Origin of the sequence: Methylomonas sp. AM2-LC, assembly GCF_039904985.1 — a bacterium.
Classification (GTDB): domain Bacteria; phylum Pseudomonadota; class Gammaproteobacteria; order Methylococcales; family Methylomonadaceae; genus Methylomonas.
On sequence record NZ_CP157005.1, the window covers coordinates 1,631,767 to 1,651,795 of the forward strand.

Consider the following 20,029-nt stretch of genomic DNA (forward strand, 5'->3'; position numbering starts at 1 on the left):
TAGTAAAATGCGCATAAAGTCTTGGCAAACATTTCTAGTGCTTATTCCAACGCTAGAATAAACTGCCATTGTTCGGCATTCACCGGCATAATCGATAAGCGATTTCCCCTGCGTAACAAAGCCAGTTCTGCTAATTCGGTTTTTAATTTTAATTCTCGCAGACTGATGGTACGAGATAATTTACGCACGAATTTTACATCCACCATATACCAGCTGGGTTTATCTGGGTGGCTTTTAGGATCAAAATGTTTATTATCAGGATCAAAAGCGGTGTGATCAGGATAACCCTCTCTAACAATCTGGGCAATGCCGACGATGCCCGGTTCGTCGCAATTGGAATGATAAAAAAATACCTGATCGCCGGTTTTCATTTCATCACGCAGCATATTACGCGCCTGATAATTACGCACACCATCCCAGGGTTCTGTTTGTTGTGGGCGCTGGAATAAATCATCAATACCAAACGCGTCCGGTTCAGATTTCATCAGCCAATATTGCATAAGTGCTCCAGTGTGTGTTTGAGATGCTTAAGACTTGTGGGGTTAATTTAAAAATGATTAAAACTCGCTAAACACTTTTCCAATTTACTTGAAATTTCGGGTCGGCAAATTAATTTCCAATGGAATTATGATACTTTAAATTCAGCAAGGTTTTAAGCTTGGATGGTTCGCAATTCGAAAGTGCTATGTCAGATGAGATTTCTACGCTTAGCAATTCCTAAAGCTAATTGATTTTAAATTATAAAAAATATGCTGGATAGTCATTATATTTTTAGCTTTATTAAAAATCAGGCAAATTAAGTTGCTGTTACCTGCTGTTTAAAACCCATAAATGCGACTTCCCTCTCAGCTTGGGTTTCCCAAGATCACTACTATGATCTGCAATTCTGGCAATGCTAATGTTGCTTAGCCTGTTTTTTTGGTAAGTCGGTTAATCTAATTTTAATCAATGGCTAACCAATCTTTAATCGATACGACATAAAGAGTTAATGTTTTATATCCATAATTTTGCTGTGGCTATCTGACCGTTTCTACAGGAACTGAGGAGAGCGCACTCTGGTGACATGTTGGCAGAAATGGAAAGCGTTCCAACTTGTAAAATCGCCTTTTTGCATCGTTTATGGGAATGAAAAAAAGTTGTTATTCCGCAGATTTACATTTATGGAGAGCTTAATTTATGAGAAAAATCAATAAATCGCAACACAGTAGGTTTACAGTGCCAAAACACCCTTTATATCGATTGGATGTTAATCCGTTGCCAGTTGATTTCAAGAGCCAATTCGCGCATGAAGTCATTGCCGATGTTTTCCTGCACGGAAAATTAATGGCCTTGACGCTGGGGTTTGTTTTTTCAATTACGGCGTTGGCTACTCAATCAGCCAGTGCAGCCGTGTCGACGGGTGCTGCAGGCGAATGGTTGCAGGATGGTGGTGGACCGCAGGGTATACGCTATAGCGAATTGGGATACGGTTCTAACGAAATCAATAAGGATAACGTTTCGTCCATCAAGCAAAAATATGTCTTGGCAACTTATCGCAATGGTAGCAGCATGGGAGCGCCTCTTTACGTGGCTAGCGAGAGAATGATATATGCGTTGACAGGCTCTCCAAATGTGCTTTTGGCCTGGGATGTATCCAGCTTGCCAGCGGGTTCGACTTCGCCTATTCCGCCTACTTGGAGTTCCACTGCGATTGCCGCTGCACCCAGTTCCATTTCCAAGGGATTGCCTACCAGTAGTAACCAATCAGGTGCCAACTGTTGTGGTGGTACAAATCGTGGTATGGCCTATGCAAAAGCAACCATCAACAAGGTTTTGACAGGGTTAATTGTTTACAACTTGCTTGACGGACACACGGTGGCTGTCAACGCACATACTGGCGCTTTGGTATGGAAAACAACCATTACCAATACTGGTCTGGGTGTTACAACCAGCGGTCAACCCGTGGTTACGGGTGATAACGGGCAGGTGATACTCGGTACTTCGAGTGGTGAGATGGGTACTCGTGGCTATGTAGTGGCCTTGGATCTTGCTACCGGAAAGCCCATTTGGAATAACTGTGGACCAACGACTACGGATGGCAAGTGTTATACGACGGGCCCTGATGCGGATGTTGGGATAGTTTCTGGAACACAATACCCGTTCCCAAATAAAGATAAAGGAAAGGATCTGGGTAAAACCAGTTGGCCAGCGACAACTCAAAATGTGCCTGGCTATTTGTTGGGTGGCAGTTCGGTTTGGTCCTACCTGACATATGATCCTGAAAACGACTATGTTCTGTATGGAACCAGTCAGCCGGGTGTTTGGAATCCCGAGTTGCGTCCGGGCGATAATAAGTGGGGCGCTTCGATTTTTGCTCGCAAGGTGAGTAATTCGGTTGCCAACGGCAACGGATTTAAAGCGGGTGAAGTGGCTTGGGTTTATCAAGTGACTCAACACGATAACTGGGATTTTGATGCCATTGCGGAAATTCTGCCTGTCAATCTTAATACGGCAGTCACTTCGCCGACTGATGCGTCAAAAAGCGCTTCTAGCGTAGCGGTTCAATTTAACAAGAATGGATTTGTCTATACCTTTGATCGTAAAACCGGCACGCTAATATCGGCAGACCAGTTTAAGGATCAGAACTGGGCAGGGGGCGGAATCGATACCACTTCTAATCCGAATACACCGAGTACTGCAACCAAGCTTAATACGGCTGGTTTACCCCTTCTAGCCGATGGAACACCGGCAACGTCAGCTACTGGACCCAACAATACAATTATTCCTGGAACAAATCCAAAGTACAACCACACTGATCAATGGGGCGCAACGGTCTGTCCGTCACCCTTGGGTGCTCATGGTTGGGAGCCAAGTTCATATTCGCCTAAGGTCTATGGCGCGAGTAGCGCTGGACTCTTTTTTGTGCCGACTTTCAATTTCTGCGCTTCTCTGGCAGTTACCAAGGCACAGTTTATTTCGGGTGCTCCCTACATGGGTATGGATATGTCCCTGACTTTACAGCCAGGTGCAACAGGGCAGGGTACTTTGATGGCCTGGGATCTCTATAACCATAAGCCTGCATGGAAAGTGGATGAAACTTATCCGCTGTATGGTGGAATCCTGTCTACGGCTGGCGATATTGTCTTTTACACGACATTGGATAAGAGTTTGAAAGCCGTCAATGCTGAAAACGGCGCTGCTTTGTTCAAGGCTAATCTCGAGTGTAGTTCTGTGGGTAATCCGATGACCTTTATTGATGGCGGAAAACAGTTTGTGGCTATCTATAGCGGTATCGCAAAAAGTACAGGGTTAATGGGTACTGACAAGGGCGCTTGTAGCGATACAGCGACTAAAGGTGGTCTTATTTATATCTATGGTCTGTAATGATGGACTGTGGAATGCCGAATGTTAAATACCAAAATGAAGCATAGCAAGTCTCTAATCATGGTTTCTCTGCTGGCGCTGGTGCTAAGCAAAAATACCCAAGCAGAGGGTGTCCTTAAAGTTTGCGCCGAACCTAATAACCTTCCATTTTCTAATGACAAGGGAGAAGGATTTGAAAACAAGATTGCGGAGTTGTTGGCAAAGGATCTCAATCGGTCTGTGGTTTATACCTGGCAGCGTCAGGGTGAGGGCTTTATTCGTCAGACTCTGGGTTCTGGTGCATGCGATGTCGTTATTGGCGTTCCTGCCCAGCTTGAGGGTGTAAAGACGACTACCCCTTACTATTGCTCTATTTACGCCATTGTGACTAGAAAGAAAAGCCACTTGAATATTCACAGCTATGCCGATCCTGCCTGGAAAAAATTGAAAATCGGTCTGCATAGTGTGGGTAGTGATGGTTCGAATTCGCCGCCAGCGCATGCTCTAGGTCTGCATGATCTAGGGAGTCAGGTGGTGGGCTATACGATGTGGGGAACGGATGACGAATCACCTCAAGGTGATGTGGTGAAAGCGGTTGCAGATGGATCTATCGACATCGCCATTGTCTGGGGGCCTTTTGCGGGTTACTTTGCTAAACCTTTTGGTAGTCAGTTGATAGTAAGACCCGCGCCGGTAGAGCCAGCGCTTCCTAATCAGCCTTTCGCCTGGGATATTGCTGCGGCAGTTCGAAGCGACGATGAAGCCTTGCTAGTCAGCCTGGATGACAGTTTGCGTCGTCAGTCAGCTAAGATCCAAGGTATTCTCAAGAACTTCGGTGTTCCAATTATCAAGTTAGACCCAGTCACTGTTAAGCCACAAGCTTTACAGTCAACACAGTAAAAAAATTTAATTCTGAGGATTTTGATCATGAAATATAAAACCAGTTTTTCATGCCTCTTTGCGGGCATCCTGGCCTTCGGGTATGCGGGGATGGCAAGTGCCGAAACCGACAACGAAACTGATACAAGTACAACGACAACCACGCAAGCTCAGACATTGTCTTTCAGTCCTGGCTCTGCTGATATTGTTGTGGGAGGAACCTTGTTGGTAAAAGCGACTTCTACCTCTGGCCTCAATGTCGTGCTCTCGCAAGACGCATCCACAACGAAATACTGTTCGTTCAATCAGAAAACCGGATTTGTCACCGGTTTGGCTATAGGTAATTGCAAGATTAATGCTACTCAGAAAGGGAATTCTAGTTACGCTTTTGCCAAGGCGGTTCTAGTCATACCGGTCAATCTAAAACTGACGCAGACCATCAATTTCGGTAGCGCACCCAAAATTGTTTTGGGTGGTAGCGGGGTTGTGACGGCGAGAGCCAGTTCTGGGTTGCCAGTCGTTCTGACAACAAAGACGCCAGCAATCTGTTCTGTCAGTGGCAATACTGTGAAAGACTTAAAAGCTGGTTTATGTACGATTGCTGCAGATCAAGCCGGGAATACCCACTATGCATCAGCCCCAGAGGTGACCCAAAGTTTTAATATATCTCAGCATGTTGCTGGCGGTGGTAACGGTAATGAAGGGGGTGATGGTGGAAATAATAGCGGCGGCGGTAATGGTAATACTGCGGGTGGCACCAAGCTCCCTGTTACGGCCCCTTTCAATTGCAGCACTCTGGCATCAAGCGGAAACGCAGCAGATGATGGACGTCGTGCCTATATGCGCCTAAATTGTGTATCTTGCCACGGACAGGATGCTTCGGGGGGTATGGGGCCGGATATTAGGGATGGCGGAGGTGATGTTGCTGAGGCTGTGAATGGCGAAGGAGCCATGCCCTCATTTGCGGGTTTTCTGTGTCCTAACGATGTTGTGGATCTTGAGGCTTACCTAGGCAGCCTATCCAAAACGCAAAAGCATCTTGACTGGGATGTTCAGTTTGAAAAGATTGTGGACGGATCAACTGCAGCTAAACCGAGTAATGTGGTACCAGGCCCTTAATCATCTGAAATCAAAGTAAGTAGGAGATAAGTATTGAAAAATAATGACGTAGAGATACTGTTCAATAGCTTTAATCAATTTTAAAGAGGTAAATGATATGAAATGGGAAGTACCTAGCTACAACGATTTGCGTTTCGGATTTGAAGTAACGATGTATATTTTTAACCGTTAATTATCGAGTAGTAAAAATAGGGGGCTCACTACTGAATAAGAGTGGTGAGCCCTTTTTTATTTGGCGCAGTAACTTTATGCAACAAATATTAAGTGGGTGAATAAAGTATTTACAGAAAGTTTTGCAGAATGAAGCGCATTTATTCGCATTGATGTGTCTTATTGTTTGGGCAAATTCTATAAAACCGTTACTTTGTTTTTTACTGAACAGTAATTTTGCCAGATTTGGGGGGAATGGGTATTTACCCCGTGTATTTGCACCCTAACTTTACGTTTGTGGGCAGCCTAACTGGATATTCCTTTTTTTATCAATGGGTAATAGGCTAGTTTAGCAATTGTTCTAACATATCCATATTTCAGTACTATTACACGATTGTTTCTTAATAAGAAACAACTCATCCACGAAATTGGGTATTGTAAATAAATAAATCAGAGGTATAGTGTAACTGTCTTCATTGAATTGACTGTAATCAGTCTGGGAGCAAAAATGAACAAAACGAACAATTTGTACAGAGACATTGCAACGGGTTTATTTTTTACCACGGGCGTCTTCGGCTTTATGTCTGGCGAGTTCATCATCTCCACATTGTTGTTTGGGGCCGCCACTATTTTTAGTAATATCGATTTTAACGGCTCTTTTAAAGCTTAACGTTTTACCGCTATTCGGTCAAGTTACCTGCCTTGCATTTTTTTGGGGTTAAATGTTTTGATTGGATAGTTCCAGTTTTATTGTGTTACCTCGTTGAAAAGAAACAGTCCTCCTCAAGCTCTGTTTAACTCTATACCCTTCCCTTATTAAGGTGAAGGGTTTTTTTTGCCTAAGCATTTTTGTTTATGCTACTAAAGCCCTTTATACCTCTATTCTACTGACAATTCATAGCAAGTTTAATGGTAAAATTACTATTTTTACTGTTACCGTCCGCCACTATGAATGCCACAGCAGCGCTTTACGAATCGAATATACCGCATTTAAAACTTTTAGCGCGCGGCAAAGTGCGCGATATGTATGAAATAGACGATCAGCATCTGCTAATAGTGACTACCGATCGTATGTCAGCCTTTGATGTTATTCTCCCAGATCCAATTCCAGGTAAAGGGCGTGTTTTAACTCAGGTTTCCAATTTTTGGTTTGAAAAAATGCAGGATATTATTCCTAATCATCTCTGTAACTCACCAACCTTAGCCGATGTTGTACCCGATAGCGCGATTCGTCAACCTCTGGAAGGGCGCTCTATTGTGGTTAAACGCTTGAAACCGTTGCCAGTGGAAGCTATTGTGCGAGGTTATCTGATTGGTTCTGGCTGGAAAGATTATCAAAAAACCGGGGAAGTATGTGGTATCCGTTTGCCTGCTGGTTTGCAACAAGCCCAGCAATTGCCCGAGCCTATTTATACGCCTTCCAGTAAGGCAGAAGCAGGTGTGCATGACGAAAATATTAGTTTTGCGGATAGCGTAGCGCTGATGGGGCAGGATATTGCCGAAAAAGTTCGTGTAACCAGTTTAAAAATTTATAGTGCGGCTGCCGAATATGCACGCCAGCGCGGTATTATTATTGCCGATACTAAATTTGAATTTGGTTTGGATGCTCATGACGAGTTATATTTGATTGACGAAGCGTTAACACCAGACTCCTCACGTTTTTGGCCTGTCGAACAGTATCAAGTGGGTATCAGCCCACCCAGTTTTGATAAACAATATTTGCGCGATTACCTAGAAACTTTGGATTGGAATAAAACTGCGCCCGGCCCCAAATTACCAGCAGAAGTAAGTGCTAAATGTGGGGAAAAATATCAGGAAGCGCAGTTTAAATTGCTGGGAGCCTAACAACCCTAGATCATGCAGTAAAAAAGCCAATATTTTAAAAAATTATTGCCTAACACCAGACCAACTTACTTCGTTATGAAAACTGACATCCAGTTGTGCTGGTGATTTAGTTCTGTCCAGAACAAAGGGAGAGTCACCTTTGGCTTGTATAATGGAATTCATCGCTTTGGTTAGCGGTACTTCAATGACAGGTAATCTGCCGTAACTAGAGGTAACTTGCACCAGATTCTTTCCGATTCGGGTAACGGTTAATGTAACGCCGGATTGGGAAGAGCCTTGGGAATCAGAGATAACATCACCAAAGTAAACGCCTTCCGCTACATCGGCTAAATCCGGTTTTCTTTGGGGCTGGTTATCGGCTGCCAGGGCAGAGTGAGACAGGTACAGACCTAAACCCAACAAGGCAATTTGACTCAGAAATTTTCTTTTGTGCATATTAATTCTCCTTAAGAGGGTTGAGCGTGGTTAAAATAAAAAAAGTTATTTAATCATAAATTTATAATTTGTCGGTCAAATTTTTTACCAGCGATTTAAACTTCGGTATATGTGCGCTATCCATGCCAATTGCGCCAACACCCAAAACATAAACGCCTTTACGTACTTCGATCTTGGTTACCGCTAAGGGGTTGTTGCTGCCGGGTTTAAGCCAGGCTTCATCGCCTATCCCGTTCACATCATTGGCTTGCTGCGCAATAGCAGGGTCAGGTTTGCCGTTGGCCATTTTATCCACATCACCCAGAATTTGATTCAAACCACCGGATAATTTGACACTGGTTTGGTAGTACTCCTGAGCTTCGATGACGGTATCCGCTGTTAGCAGAGTGGTGGTAAGGGTAATAAAGGCCGCAGAATTACCCATGCCGGTATAAGTGCACTCATTAGGCTCTGCCGTTTGCAGGTTAACTGGTTGATTATATGCCGATTGCACCATTTCAGCCGTTATTAATTCGCAAAGATTGGTAAAAGCCTGTGGTTTTTTTGGTGTTTCATTTTGGTTGTCACAGGCTGTCGTCAACGCTGCAAAAATCAGGCAAAGGTAAAACTTATGATATCTCACTGCTTTAAATATCGACATAAGCATTATTTGTGCTGAGCGTCTGAAATCATTTTAACCCGGTCGCATATATGCATTTTGGTAATGGAATTTTCCTCGATTTTTTCGGATTTAATGATGTTGCTGCAATTTTTTATAGCTTGTGAAATAGGCGTGTTAGTTTCCTCGGTAGTAAATTTGTCCTGTAAGGCCTTGGCTTCGTCACGTTTGCCAGCATTGCAAAGCACCGTAGCGTCCGCCATCATTTTTTTACCCTGATCCGCCAACGCATCCATTTGTTTTGGGTCGATTTTGTTCATGCACTCACCCATTTCCTTCAGCTTTTGCAGCTGCGAGTTTTGTGCTAGCGCCACACTAGGTAAATAGAATAAGCCTGCCAGTAACAGTGTAAGTGTTTTCATGTTTTTACCTATATTAAATTGATTGTGTAGTCACTATAAAACGATACCTGATTAGCCATATGCCTCGCAGCAAAATCCAGCTTGGTTTTTCACTTAAAGTTTAGCAGCTAGTTGTTACAGATGAAAGGGGGGGCGGTGTTGCTAAAGCTTATAGGTAATCAGGAAACAATTAGCTATTTCAAATTGGTATTCAGAATAGTACGTTGAATTCTGTTGCAGTAACTGCCGATATCAACTTCAATCAGTAAGTGTTTGCGCCCTGCTGGTACGATTTTTTCTTGGACAACTGGCATTCTTATTTGATTTTGGATTAGGGCGGAATATGGGCTTAAATGGGTTTTGTTGGGAATGCTTAGAATATAAAAAACCCCGCTAAGCCAGATAACTTGCGGGGTTTTGGATCAGTGTGAGCCTGTTTGAAACAGGATTAACTGTTATAAGCTGTAATACATTTCCAGCTCAACCGGATGAGTGCTCATACGCAGACGTGTAACGTCTTCTTTTTTCAGAGCAATATAACCATCAATAACATCATCGGTAAATACGCCGCCTTTGGTTAAGAACTCACGATCTTTATCCAAAGCATCCAGCGCTTCGTCAAATGAGAAAGCAACTTGTGGGATGGCTTTTTCTTCTTCTGGTGGCAAGTCATATAAGTCTTTATCCATTGCTTCACCGGGGTGAATTTTGTTTTGGATACCATCAAGACCGGCCATTAACATGGCGCTGAATGCCAGATAAGGATTAGCGGTTGAATCAGGGAAACGTACTTCGATACGACGACCTTTAGGATTGGTGACGTAAGGAATACGGATAGATGCAGAACGGTTACGCGCTGAATAAGCCAGCATTACCGGTGCTTCAAAACCTGGTACTAAACGTTTGTAGCTGTTGGTTGAGGCGTTGGTAATCGCGTTAAGGGCTTTAGCGTGTTTAATGATACCGCCAATGTAATACAGGGCGATTTCAGATAGGCCGCCATACAGGTTGCCAGTAAACAGGTTAACGCCGCCTTTAGCTAATGATTGGTGAACGTGCATACCGCTGCCGTTGTCACCGACCAATGGTTTTGGCATAAAAGTAGCTGTTTTGCCATAAGCGTGTGCAATGTTGGCAATGACGTATTTCAAGCCAAGAACTTCGTCAGCTTTTTTTACCAGTGTGTTGAAGCGTACGCCAATTTCACATTGGCCCGCAGTGGCTACTTCGTGGTGATGTACTTCTACGGTTTGACCAATTTCTTCCAGTACCAAGCACATGGCAGAACGAATATCCTGAAATGAGTCGACTGGTGGTACGGGGAAATAGCCGCCTTTAATACCTGGGCGGTGGCCGGTGTTGCCGTTGTCATAGGTTTTGGCAGAGTTCCAGCCAGCTTCTTCGGAATCGATTTGATAAGAACAGCCACCCATGCTGCTGTTCCAGCGTACATCATCAAATATAAAAAATTCATTTTCGGGGCCAAAGAATGCAGTATCGGCGATGCCGGTAGATTGCATATAGGCTTCCGCACGTTTTGCAATGGAACGTGGGTCACGGCTATAGCCTTGCATGTCTTTAGGTTCGATGATGTCGCAACGCAAAATCAGGGTTTTGTCATCAAAGAAGGGATCCAGAACCGCTGTGCTTGGGTCTGGCATCAGAATCATGTCGGATTCGTTGATGTGTTTCCAACCTGCGATAGAAGAACCATCGAACATGTTACCTTCTTCGAAAGTATCAGCATCTATGGTGTGCGCAGGAAAAGTAACGTGTTGTTCTTTGCCACGGGTATCGCAAAAACGGAAATCAACAAATTTTACGTCGTTTTCCTGAATCATTTTTAGTACATTATCTACTAGTGACATCGGCCAAAGTCTCCTACAAAAATATTATTATGGTTATGGGTTAAAACAGTATTAACAATAGCATTTTTTGCCGTCAAGAGCTACAAAAAATCAAGCTCCCAAAGCCGGGGGGCGATGGGAGCTTGAATAAGTAGTTTTACAGCTGAAAAGATTAGAAGGTGACAACCGCGTCAGCCGTAAACAAGACTTGAGTATGTTGAAAACCACCAGCAAAAGCAGGTGTGTTTGCATAATCAAAGCGAACGTTTGGACGCAGATTTAACCACTTGATAGGTTTGTAAGTCATGCCCGCTGTTAGCTCGTAATAGCCACTACCCTGGCTGTAACCACCTGCTGATGGTAGATCATAAGCGACAAACGCTGTGCTGTTACATGCATAGTTATAGGGGCTGGCACTAGATCCAGAGCCATATGTGTTTGCCCCTGCACCGCAGCGACCTGGACCATTTACTCGGAAACCATTGTTGTCACGGAACCATTCTGCACGAATACCTGCGCCTAGTTTGTCAGTTACATCATAAAGCAAATAGGAGTTTATGCCATACCATTCGGCATTTTGAAGATTACTACTCGCTCCATTGTTGACAGCAATATTTCCATTGCCAGTGATCACATTATTTGCAAAACCATGGTCATGTTGCAAGATAAGGTGCAATTTGTCAGTAATATTATGTTTACCTACGATACTGTATAAGCCCCAGAAGCTGCTATTGTTATCTGCTTGGGGACCTGCTGTTGCTGTTACATTTAATGATGTACCTGTGTCGTCGCTTGTCCAAGTGCCGCCACCGAGGAATGACCAGGTTGACATGTTGCGATTAAAGTTGCCATCCCAGCCACCAGTTGCGCTGCCTGTAACGGCACCGCCAATTGCGCTCCAATTTGGATTAAATGTATAACTGCCCAATACCCCAGTGTGCGTGAAAGGCTCGCCATATTGCATGGTATAGGGTTTGGTGACGAAGAAATTGTCTGGTGACGTTACTACTTCATAGCCGACAGGTGTGTAAAAATGACCGATTTTAACGCCAAGACCTTCACCCATAGGTAGGTTGAATTCTGCATAGGCGTTTGGCAAGGCTAAACCATAAAATCTATCGCCAGTTAGTTTTAGATCCCAGTCTCCTCGTGGAGCTGGTATTCCAGAGTGTGGGTTGAAAGATGGATTGCCATATGCCTGAGTGAATATAGAGTCGCTACCAAACATAACATCGAAACGACCACCCCAATCGAAAGCATCGCCGCTGGCGGTAATCGATTTTTGTAAGAAAGCATTCAGCTGATTTAGTTGCAATTCAGAGGTGCGATCCTGAAAAGTTACTGGGCCATTAAAGCCGTCGTGGCGAGCATTATCATTAGCGCTGATACTGGTTTCCAGCCAACCACCCATTTTCAGGTTATTGTTTTTAAAAAAATTCAATTCATTAATATTATAACCACTGGCTTCCATCAGGCCGGAAGCATTTTTCCAGTCGCCATCTGCGCAAGCGGAGGTGGCTGTGAAAAGTAACAGTCCTGCAGCACAGGCGCTGTTCAGCTGTTTGGATGATACCGATTTTCGTTTCATGGTGATTTTCCTCTTGTTGTATAAACTACTGAAAAACTTAAAGCATTATTCAGGCCAACTTTAATTTATTAATAATCAATAAGATAGCATGTGCTTATGGGGTGTGTTTTGCTTCATGATGGTGCATATTTGTGTTGGCGCACCAAGTCAATGCATGATTTATTGGTGTTTTAGTAGAAAAAAACGACAAAATGTCAGCCAAAAGAGACAGAATATATTTTTTTAACATAAAGTCAATTGTTTGAAATCGATAGTAGTCAATACATTTATTGTATTGAGAAATAATTGATAATGGAATTTTTTTTACAGTTAGAATTATTTTTAATATTATGATTAGTAATCAATGCATTGAAAATAATTATTAGCGTATCCGACTGAATATAATTAGTGTTGCATCTAAGTTGACTGGTTTTGTTTTTATTGCACCAATATTAGGCGGTATTTGGTTTTTTTGGCGTTCCGGGAATTTAAGCCCCGATTTGGGTAGTTTTTAGGCGTAACTCAAGTGAGTGATATAGTCTAAATGTTTGTTTGTGGTGCGCGATGTTTTTTTATGCACCATATTTGTGCAAATGCATGAAGTTTTACAGTGAAATGAAATTATTAGTCAATTAAATCATTATCTTAATTCATGGCATAAATCATGCTTGACTGATTTCGGGATTTTATTAACTCAAGCAGTGAGGTATTCAATTATGAAATTAATAACAGCGGTGGTTAAGCCTTTTAAGCTGGATGATGTAAGGGAAGCATTATCCGAAATAGGCGTGTCCGGCGTTACAGTTACTGAAGTAAAAGGTTTCGGGCGCCAAAAAGGGCATACCGAACTGTATCGTGGTGCAGAATACGTGGTTGATTTTTTGCCCAAGGCAAAAGTGGAAGTCGCCGTAGCCGATAGTTTACTTGAACAGGCTGTAGAAGCGATTGTTAAAGTCGCAAATACCGGCAAGATTGGTGATGGCAAAATCTTTGTTACCGATCTGGAACAGGTAGTCAGAATCAGAACCGGTGAATCCGGCGAAGAAGCGCTTTAATATTAGGAGAAACATATGAAACGATTGTTAACTATCTCGGCTTTAATGGCATTGGCTGTTTATTCCGGCGTTTGTTCTGCAGAAGATGTAGCTGCACCCACTATTAATAAAGGTGATACTGCTTGGGTAATGATCTCAACAGTATTGGTTATATTAATGGTAATTCCTGGATTGGCTTTATTTTATGGCGGTATGGTAAGAGCCAAAAATATGCTGTCTATTTTGATGCAAGTGTTTGTTATTTTTGCTTTAACCTCAATTTTATGGGCTGTCTATGGTTACAGTATTGCCTTTACAGAAGGTAATGCGTTTTATGGTGGCTTAAGTAAGTTATTCCTAAAAGGAGTAACACCTGACTCAATGGCTGCAACCTTTAGTAAAGGTGTTGCCATCCCTGAGTATGCTTATATCGCATTCCAGTTAACTTTTTCCGCGATTACACCTGCATTAATAATTGGTGCTTTTGCTGAGCGGGTTAAATTTTCTGCCATCCTGGTATTTACCATTATATGGTTTACATTTTCTTATTTGCCCATTGCGCATATGGTTTGGTATTGGACTGGTCCTGATGCTTATACCGATGCTGCTGCTGCCGAGAAAGCGACAGCCACTGCTGGTTTTATTTTTCAGAAAGGCGCATTGGACTTTGCGGGTGGTACCGTTGTACATATCAACGCCGGTATTGCTGGTTTAGTTGGCTGCTTGGTTGTGGGCAAACGTATTGGCTTTAAAAAAGAGTCTTTTGCGCCACATAGCGTTACTATGAGTATGATTGGTGCTTCTTTATTGTGGGTAGGCTGGTTTGGCTTTAACGTAGGATCCAATTTGGAAGCTAATGGTTTGGCAACATTAGTGTTCGTAAACACCTTGTTAGCAACTGCTGCAGCCACCTTGTCTTGGGTTGCTGCTGAATGGGTGGCGCGTGGCAAACCGAGTATGTTAGGTGGTGCTTCTGGTGCCGTAGCTGGTCTGGTTGCCATCACCCCTGCTTGTGGATGGGCTGGCCCTATGGGCTCCATTTTTCTGGGGCTGGCTGTCGGTGTGATTTGTTTCTGGTCTGTCAGCAGTTTGAAAAACCTGCTGGGTTATGATGATTCACTGGATGCGTTTGGTGTACACTGTGTAGGTGGTATCTTTGGCGCATTAGGTACTGCAGTGGTTGCCAACCCTGCGTTTGGCGGTACTGGCGTTTGGGACTATGTCGCTAATGCTGTAGCTGAATATAATTTTTCTGCACAATTAACCAGTCAAGTCTGGGGTGTGGGTATTTCTCTGGTCTGGTCGTCTGTGGTCTCCTTTATAGCTTTTAAACTGATTGATATCACTATCGGCTTGAGAGTGACAGAAATGGTTGAACGTGAAGGTCTCGATCTTAACGAACACGGCGAATCAGCTTATCATTCATAAGCTGTTTCATTAGGCCTGAATTAGCAGCGGGTTCGTTGGAAGACGCCCCGCTGTTTTTATTTATTACTACATTAGTTGTGCGTTTTAAGTAATAATTCTTTATTATTATAAGATGACTACGACACAATTATCATTATTTAGAGGACTACATGAAATTAATCACAGCGATTATCAAACCATTTAAATTGGATGATGTGCGGGAAGCACTATCAGAAATTGGCGTTGCCGGTGTAACTGCTACCGAAGTTAAGGGATTTGGCAGACAAAAAGGCCATACCGAGCTTTATAGAGGAGCTGAGTACGTGGTGGATTTTCTGCCTAAAGTTAAGTTGGAAATAGCGGTAACTGATGACATTGTTAATCAGGCCGTCGAAACTATCGTTAAAGCAGCAAATACTGGAAAAATTGGGGATGGTAAAATTTTTATTACCAATCTGGATCAAGTCATACGTATTAGAACTGGAGAGGTTGGCCCAGAAGCAATTTAATCTTTTATTTCGATCCATTTCGAGAGCGATTGATTAAAATCGCCGATGCCTGCGGCGTTCCCGTTGGCATCGGCGATTTTGTTGTTTTAGCTGTCAGATAATGGACGCAACATTCAGTATATGGATTTAAGTATGAAAATAATAATAATGATGGGTTTGTTATTAATGCCCACAATAAGCTCAGCACAAGAAATTAATCAGGCTAACACTGCGTGGGTATTAACCGCTACAGCTCTGGTGTTATTTATGACCCTGCCTGGGTTATCGTTATTTTATGCCGGTTTGGTAAGAAGTAAAAACGTACTATCTGTCATGATGCAATGTTTTGCTATTACATGTCTGGTTTCCTTGTTATGGTTGGCTGGTGTATATAGTTTTATTTTTGCCGATGGTGGAGAGTTACAAAATCTTATTGGCGGAGCCAGTAAAGCTTTTCTGCCCGGTATGGGTACCGGTGCTTTGATTGGTGATATTCCTGAATCTGTGTTTTTTATGTTTCAGATGACGTTTGCCATTATTACCCCAGCCTTAATTGTTGGTGCATTTGCTGAGCGCATGAAATTTTCGGCGATGCTTTGGTTTAGCGGTTTATGGCTGATTATCGTGTATATGCCTATTTGTCATTGGATCTGGGGAAATGGTTGGCTGGCGCAACTTGGGGTAAAGGATTTTGCTGGTGGTATTGTCATACATGTTAATGCGGGAGTTGCCGCACTGGTTTCCGCCTTGGTATTGGGTTCCCGTAACGGTTTTCCTACCACGCAAATGGCTCCACATAATATGACCATGGTCGTTACCGGAGCGGGTATGTTGTGGTTTGGATGGTTTGGTTTTAATGGTGGTAGTGCTCTTAAAGCTGATGGCTCGGCGGGTTTGGCCATTGCTGTAACGCATATCGCTGCCGCAGCGGGTTCATTGACATGGATGGCCATAGAGTGGGTGCGATTTGGCAAACCCAGCGTGTTAGGTATTGTGACTGGTATGGTGGCAGGTCTAGGTACTATTACACCTGCATCGGGTTATGTTGGGCCTTTGGGGGGCTTGGTTATTGGGTTAATTGCGGGCGCTGCCTGCTTTTGTGCCACCCAATACATAAAACGCGTTTTAAAAATTGACGATACTTTGGATGTGTTTCCTGTACATGGCGTAGGTGGAGCAATCGGCTCGGTATTGACCGGCGTGTTTGCTGCAGAAAGTCTGGGCGGTTTGGGGCTTAATGGTGTATCCATATTTCAACAGGTGGAAATACAGTTACTAGGGGTACTGGTTACGGTAGTTTGGAGTGGTTTGTTTAGTTACCTGATTCTAAAAGCACTGGATAAATTTATAGGCTTACGTGTGAGTGCCGATGAAGAAGTACAGGGTCTGGACATTGCTCTGCATGAGGAAACCGGATATTACAACTTATAATAATATACTCTCGGCCCATTAAATTTGGCGTTGGGGTGTTCCCTCAGAGGACGCCGTAAATACATCCGTGCAGGTTTGACGCCAGCTCCATGCTGGCGACACCTCTGCCGAAATTTGAAGTGTTATGATCATAATTGCTGATTCAAGAAAAAACTATGCCTATTACTCTGAATGAACTTGAAAAAATAGTACGTGCCGCCGGTCAGGTGGCAATGACTTATTTCGGGGATTTAAACACACTGGCCATCAATAAAAAAAGTGCTCGTGATTTAGTCACTGACGCTGATGTAGCTGTAGAGCAATATTTGAAGTCTGCGTTGGCTGATCAGTGTCCCGAATATGGTTTTTGGGGTGAGGAAAGCGGACAAAGTGCCAACCAGATTAACCGCTGGATCGTCGATCCAATTGATGGTACACATTCGTTTTCGAAAGGCCAGTATTTCTGGAGTATCAGTGTAGCGTTGGAGATTGCCGGTAATTTGCAGCTAGGAGTGGTGTATGCGCCAGCCCTGGATGACTATTACGCGGCAGAAGCAGGCCAGGGTAGTTGGAAAAATGGTCGCCCCATTCATGTTTCAACAGAAACCGAATTGGCTAATAGCATGATTTCTACTGGTTTTGCCTGCTTACGCTCTTATTTGCAAGAAAACAATTTACAGCGCTTTTGTCGTATTGCGCAACTGACCACCGGGCAACGGCGCTTCGGTTCCGCCGCGTTGGATTTATGTTTGGTAGCCGATGGTCAGGTTGATGCGTTTTGGGAGCAGGAGCTTAATTTGTATGATGTGGCTGCCGGGGCTTTGATAGCGCGAGAAGCGGGCGGCAGTATTACCGATTTTACTGGTCAGGAAGGTGTGTTTCCTAAACAAATTTTGGCTACTAACGGTAAGATATTGGCTGAGTTATTGCCATTAATGTGATAAGCATCAGAAAGTTCGTTCGTCCTTAGTCTGTTTAGGGATGAGTGAACTTTCTTGTTTGCTAACTGCTTCTGATTTAGGATGCGTAGGATGGTAGGTAACAAACTGTATCTTACGCGATTCAAGCAATATTAACGATTTACCATGATGCGTGTTCCGCACCCTGTTATACGCGTGTTTGCGATTGATGATCAATTAGGTTTGCTGAATCATTCCGGGCCGTTAACCAATTTATCTACAGTTACCTGCATGCTCAATGGATACAGAGCGGGGCCGAATTGTGTAAAAACTGCGACATCAGCGGCGTCACGACCATAGGCAATGGTTACCCTGCCACCTACTGGTTGCGCTTGGGTGGGATCAAAACTATACCAGCGACCACCTACATAGGCTTCAAACCAAGCATGGAAATCCATGGGTTTTAGGCCATATAAATAACCCACGACCATGCGTGCGGGAATGCACAAGCCTCTGCATAAAGCGATGCCTAGGTGCGCCAGCTCTCGGCACACGCCTTCTTGTTGTTGATTCACTTCAACAGCGGACAACTGGAAATGCATAGAATCAGGGTTGAAACGAATATTACTGCGTATCCATTCGTTAATGGCGGCAACCTGATCGTAACCTGGGTTTACTCCATTTACGATTTGTTGACCAAGGTCTATAAATCTATCCGATTCACAATAACGGGTTGGTAACAAGTACGTCAACACATGGTCGGGCAAATGTTGTACATCAACATAAGGTGCGCCTGGACAAACATCCAGATTATCTGCAGTTAGAATATCTGCCGAGGTACGGATGCTAAATTCACCGGGTTGGGCTATCAGTCTTTGGCAGAGGTTGCCATAACTATCCGTATATTCGAGTGGCAGCACACTGGGATTAAAAGTGTATGATTCTCTTGCTACCCATTGCTGATCACCACTACGTGGTCTCAGCATTAGAATAAATGGCGTTGGAACTGAAACATCAAAGTTTATAGTACATCCAGTGCGGAGCCACACAGTTATATTCCTTTTGTAGTTAAAATCAGTGGTTTGTAGTTACTTAATAGCAATTAATAGAGCTAATTCGCCATGGCAGTGGCAATAATATGCGCGGGAACATGTTCGCAATCCAGCAACCCCAGATAGCCATCGACCGCTGCTACGACTAGTGTTCTGTTAAAAACATGGACTACGTGGCCCGGAGGGAAATGATGTACTTCCGGCCAGCCGACTGCTCTTTTCACCACAAACCAGTTATTGTTGAGATTCGCCATACTTTCTGTGCTGCCATAAGCGCGAATATGGCGTAAAACCTGTTCGACAGGTTGATTAAAATTAATACATCTATCTTGAAAGCTGATTTTTTGCCAATAGTGACCTGCAGCTTGTGGCTGGGCTTGTTCCCATAGTGGCACAAAGTCTCTAGCCACCCGGCTAGCCAAGGTTTTGGCAGCCATTTGAATTTTCAAATCCATACTTTCGTGACATTCATCCGCTTGTAACGGAAAGTGTTCGGAAGCCAGAATATCACCCTGGTCAATTTCTGATGAAACTTGATGGCAAGTAATCCCCCATGTGGGGCGGTTTTCTAAAATAGCGCGACATGCAGGGTAGGGGCCGCGTCCATCTGGGAGTGGTGACGAATGAAAATTGACCGCATAGCGTAAATAGGGTCGCCAATCGTGTATTTTCCAATCATAGCTGGCGACGATTAATGCTTCACAACCCTGGCTCTGCAAGTCCGCCAAGTCTCGGATACTCATGCGCGATAACTGAATTGCAGCCTGTTGTTGCTGGGCGAAATTAATCACAGCCTGCTGATTGGAAAGCGGATGGCTCATGGGGACGGTAAATAGTTTCAACGGTTCCCAGCCAGCGCTGACAAACGCTTCAAACACCCCAAGAAAACGATCTGTAGCAGTTATGGCAAATTTCATGAATTATTTAGAGTATTTCCTTGGTCACTAACCAATTGTTGTATGTGCTACCAAACTCAAACTAAGCCTGATAGCTTCTTCACATCTGTCTGCGTAAAGCAGAAAGGTGGCTGATGTGAATGGCACTTGCTTAAGTGTGTATTATTTAAATCAAAGTATTACGAAAAACTTGTAACTGGCGTTGAGTTAGTTCCACAGAGCGTAACCCAACAATCGATGCAGTACACTATTGGTAAGCAGATATGTTGCGTTACGGCTTACGCCTACCTAAACCTACGATCTGAGGTCGGCAAAACTTAACAAAACCCTATAATATGCCGACATTCTCAGCATATTAGGGCGTTGTTTTTATGTCAGTTTAGTGGCAGGTCACTGCTTTGTGAATGACTAATACGCATAGCATGACTGGTTAAAGTCGGTTTAGGATTTAGCAATATTGTGTATTGCTTCCGCCACGATATCCATTAATTCGTTATCGTGGGTTTGGCTATATTCGATAATTTGCCGATGCATGCGTGGTTCCCAGAAATTTCTGATATGTTGTTCCACGCCTTTAATAGCCATATCCCGATCCGGTTCGGATCTGAAAAAAGCGCCGATATTATTGGCCATTTTAACTAAATTGCTGTTATCCATGAT

20 protein-coding genes are annotated in these 20,029 nt (G+C 43.6%); 11 read left to right on the forward strand and 9 right to left on the reverse strand.

The features are described 5' to 3' along the window. Window positions 1-41: 41 nt before the first annotated feature. A complete protein-coding gene (locus ABH008_RS07350; RefSeq protein ID WP_347989206.1) occupies window positions 42-500 on the reverse strand; it encodes an EVE domain-containing protein in 459 nt (152 codons plus the stop codon). Window positions 501-1,176: 676 nt separating this feature from the next. Between ABH008_RS07350 and ABH008_RS07355 the strand changes: the two genes are divergently transcribed. The 6 genes from ABH008_RS07355 (at window position 1,177) to ABH008_RS07380 (ending at window position 7,335) form a co-directional block, all read left to right on the forward strand. Then, window positions 1,177-3,363, forward strand: a complete 2,187-nt coding sequence (locus ABH008_RS07355) for a PQQ-binding-like beta-propeller repeat protein (RefSeq protein WP_347989207.1) — start codon at window positions 1,177-1,179, stop codon at window positions 3,361-3,363. A 21-nt stretch (window positions 3,364-3,384) separates the two neighbouring features. Continuing rightward, a complete protein-coding gene (locus ABH008_RS07360) occupies window positions 3,385-4,242 on the forward strand; it encodes a quinoprotein dehydrogenase-associated putative ABC transporter substrate-binding protein (protein WP_347989208.1) in 858 nt (285 codons plus the stop codon). A gap of 27 nt (window positions 4,243-4,269) precedes the next feature. Beyond that, window positions 4,270-5,340 (forward strand): cytochrome c, encoded by a 1,071-nt coding sequence (locus tag ABH008_RS07365; protein WP_347989209.1) that lies wholly within the window; start codon window positions 4,270-4,272, stop codon window positions 5,338-5,340. A gap of 97 nt (window positions 5,341-5,437) precedes the next feature. Continuing rightward, on the forward strand, window positions 5,438-5,512 hold the full coding sequence (pqqA, locus tag ABH008_RS07370) for a pyrroloquinoline quinone precursor peptide PqqA (protein WP_347989955.1): 75 nt from the start codon (window positions 5,438-5,440) through the stop codon (window positions 5,510-5,512). Between the two features lie 486 nt (window positions 5,513-5,998). Beyond that, window positions 5,999-6,160, forward strand: coding sequence for a hypothetical protein (locus ABH008_RS07375; protein ID WP_347989210.1), 162 nt, complete (start codon window positions 5,999-6,001; stop codon window positions 6,158-6,160). A gap of 278 nt (window positions 6,161-6,438) precedes the next feature. After that, complete coding sequence (locus ABH008_RS07380; RefSeq protein ID WP_347989956.1) at window positions 6,439-7,335, forward strand: phosphoribosylaminoimidazolesuccinocarboxamide synthase; 897 nt, start codon at window positions 6,439-6,441, stop codon at window positions 7,333-7,335. A 42-nt stretch (window positions 7,336-7,377) separates the two neighbouring features. On the opposite strand, the gene ABH008_RS07385 is transcribed toward ABH008_RS07380, so the two are convergent. The 5 genes from ABH008_RS07385 to ABH008_RS07405 form a co-directional block, all read right to left on the reverse strand. After that, complete coding sequence (locus tag ABH008_RS07385) at window positions 7,378-7,770, reverse strand: hypothetical protein (protein ID WP_347989211.1); 393 nt, start codon at window positions 7,768-7,770, stop codon at window positions 7,378-7,380. A 61-nt stretch (window positions 7,771-7,831) separates the two neighbouring features. Next, a complete protein-coding gene (locus tag ABH008_RS07390; RefSeq protein WP_347989212.1) occupies window positions 7,832-8,410 on the reverse strand; it encodes a hypothetical protein in 579 nt (192 codons plus the stop codon). 5 nt (window positions 8,411-8,415) lie between these two features. Beyond that, complete coding sequence (locus ABH008_RS07395) at window positions 8,416-8,790, reverse strand: hypothetical protein (RefSeq protein WP_347989213.1); 375 nt, start codon at window positions 8,788-8,790, stop codon at window positions 8,416-8,418. 434 nt (window positions 8,791-9,224) lie between these two features. Further along, a complete protein-coding gene (gene glnA / locus ABH008_RS07400; RefSeq protein ID WP_347989214.1) occupies window positions 9,225-10,637 on the reverse strand; it encodes a glutamate--ammonia ligase in 1,413 nt (470 codons plus the stop codon). A gap of 151 nt (window positions 10,638-10,788) precedes the next feature. After that, the gene (locus ABH008_RS07405; RefSeq protein ID WP_347989215.1) at window positions 10,789-12,204 is read right to left on the reverse strand and encodes a porin; all 1,416 of its coding nucleotides are present in this window, start codon (window positions 12,202-12,204) and stop codon (window positions 10,789-10,791) included. 695 nt (window positions 12,205-12,899) lie between these two features. Between ABH008_RS07405 and ABH008_RS07410 the strand changes: the two genes are divergently transcribed. From ABH008_RS07410 to ABH008_RS07430, 5 genes are all read left to right on the forward strand, one after another. Continuing rightward, on the forward strand, window positions 12,900-13,238 hold the full coding sequence (locus tag ABH008_RS07410) for a P-II family nitrogen regulator (protein WP_347989216.1): 339 nt from the start codon (window positions 12,900-12,902) through the stop codon (window positions 13,236-13,238). A 45-nt stretch (window positions 13,239-13,283) separates the two neighbouring features. Continuing rightward, window positions 13,284-14,645, forward strand: a complete 1,362-nt coding sequence (locus ABH008_RS07415; RefSeq protein WP_347989957.1) for an ammonium transporter — start codon at window positions 13,284-13,286, stop codon at window positions 14,643-14,645. Window positions 14,646-14,794: 149 nt separating this feature from the next. Continuing rightward, entirely contained in the window at window positions 14,795-15,133 is a 339-nt protein-coding gene (locus ABH008_RS07420) for a P-II family nitrogen regulator (protein WP_347989217.1), read from the forward strand. Window positions 15,134-15,265: 132 nt separating this feature from the next. After that, a complete protein-coding gene (locus tag ABH008_RS07425; RefSeq protein WP_347989218.1) occupies window positions 15,266-16,543 on the forward strand; it encodes an ammonium transporter in 1,278 nt (425 codons plus the stop codon). Window positions 16,544-16,698: 155 nt separating this feature from the next. Continuing rightward, window positions 16,699-17,463, forward strand: a complete 765-nt coding sequence (locus ABH008_RS07430; protein ID WP_347989219.1) for an inositol monophosphatase family protein — start codon at window positions 16,699-16,701, stop codon at window positions 17,461-17,463. 209 nt (window positions 17,464-17,672) lie between these two features. Here ABH008_RS07430 and ABH008_RS07435 read toward each other — a convergent pair whose 3' ends face one another. From ABH008_RS07435 to ABH008_RS07445, 3 genes are all read right to left on the reverse strand, one after another. Continuing rightward, window positions 17,673-18,470, reverse strand: coding sequence for a transglutaminase family protein (locus tag ABH008_RS07435; RefSeq protein WP_347989220.1), 798 nt, complete (start codon window positions 18,468-18,470; stop codon window positions 17,673-17,675). Window positions 18,471-18,532: 62 nt separating this feature from the next. Beyond that, window positions 18,533-19,390: a formyltransferase family protein gene (locus ABH008_RS07440; protein ID WP_347989221.1), complete on the reverse strand. Its 858-nt coding sequence runs from the start codon at window positions 19,388-19,390 to the stop codon at window positions 18,533-18,535. Between the two features lie 420 nt (window positions 19,391-19,810). Next, a complete protein-coding gene (locus ABH008_RS07445; protein ID WP_347989222.1) occupies window positions 19,811-20,026 on the reverse strand; it encodes a formate dehydrogenase subunit delta in 216 nt (71 codons plus the stop codon). Window positions 20,027-20,029 lie beyond the last annotated feature (3 nt).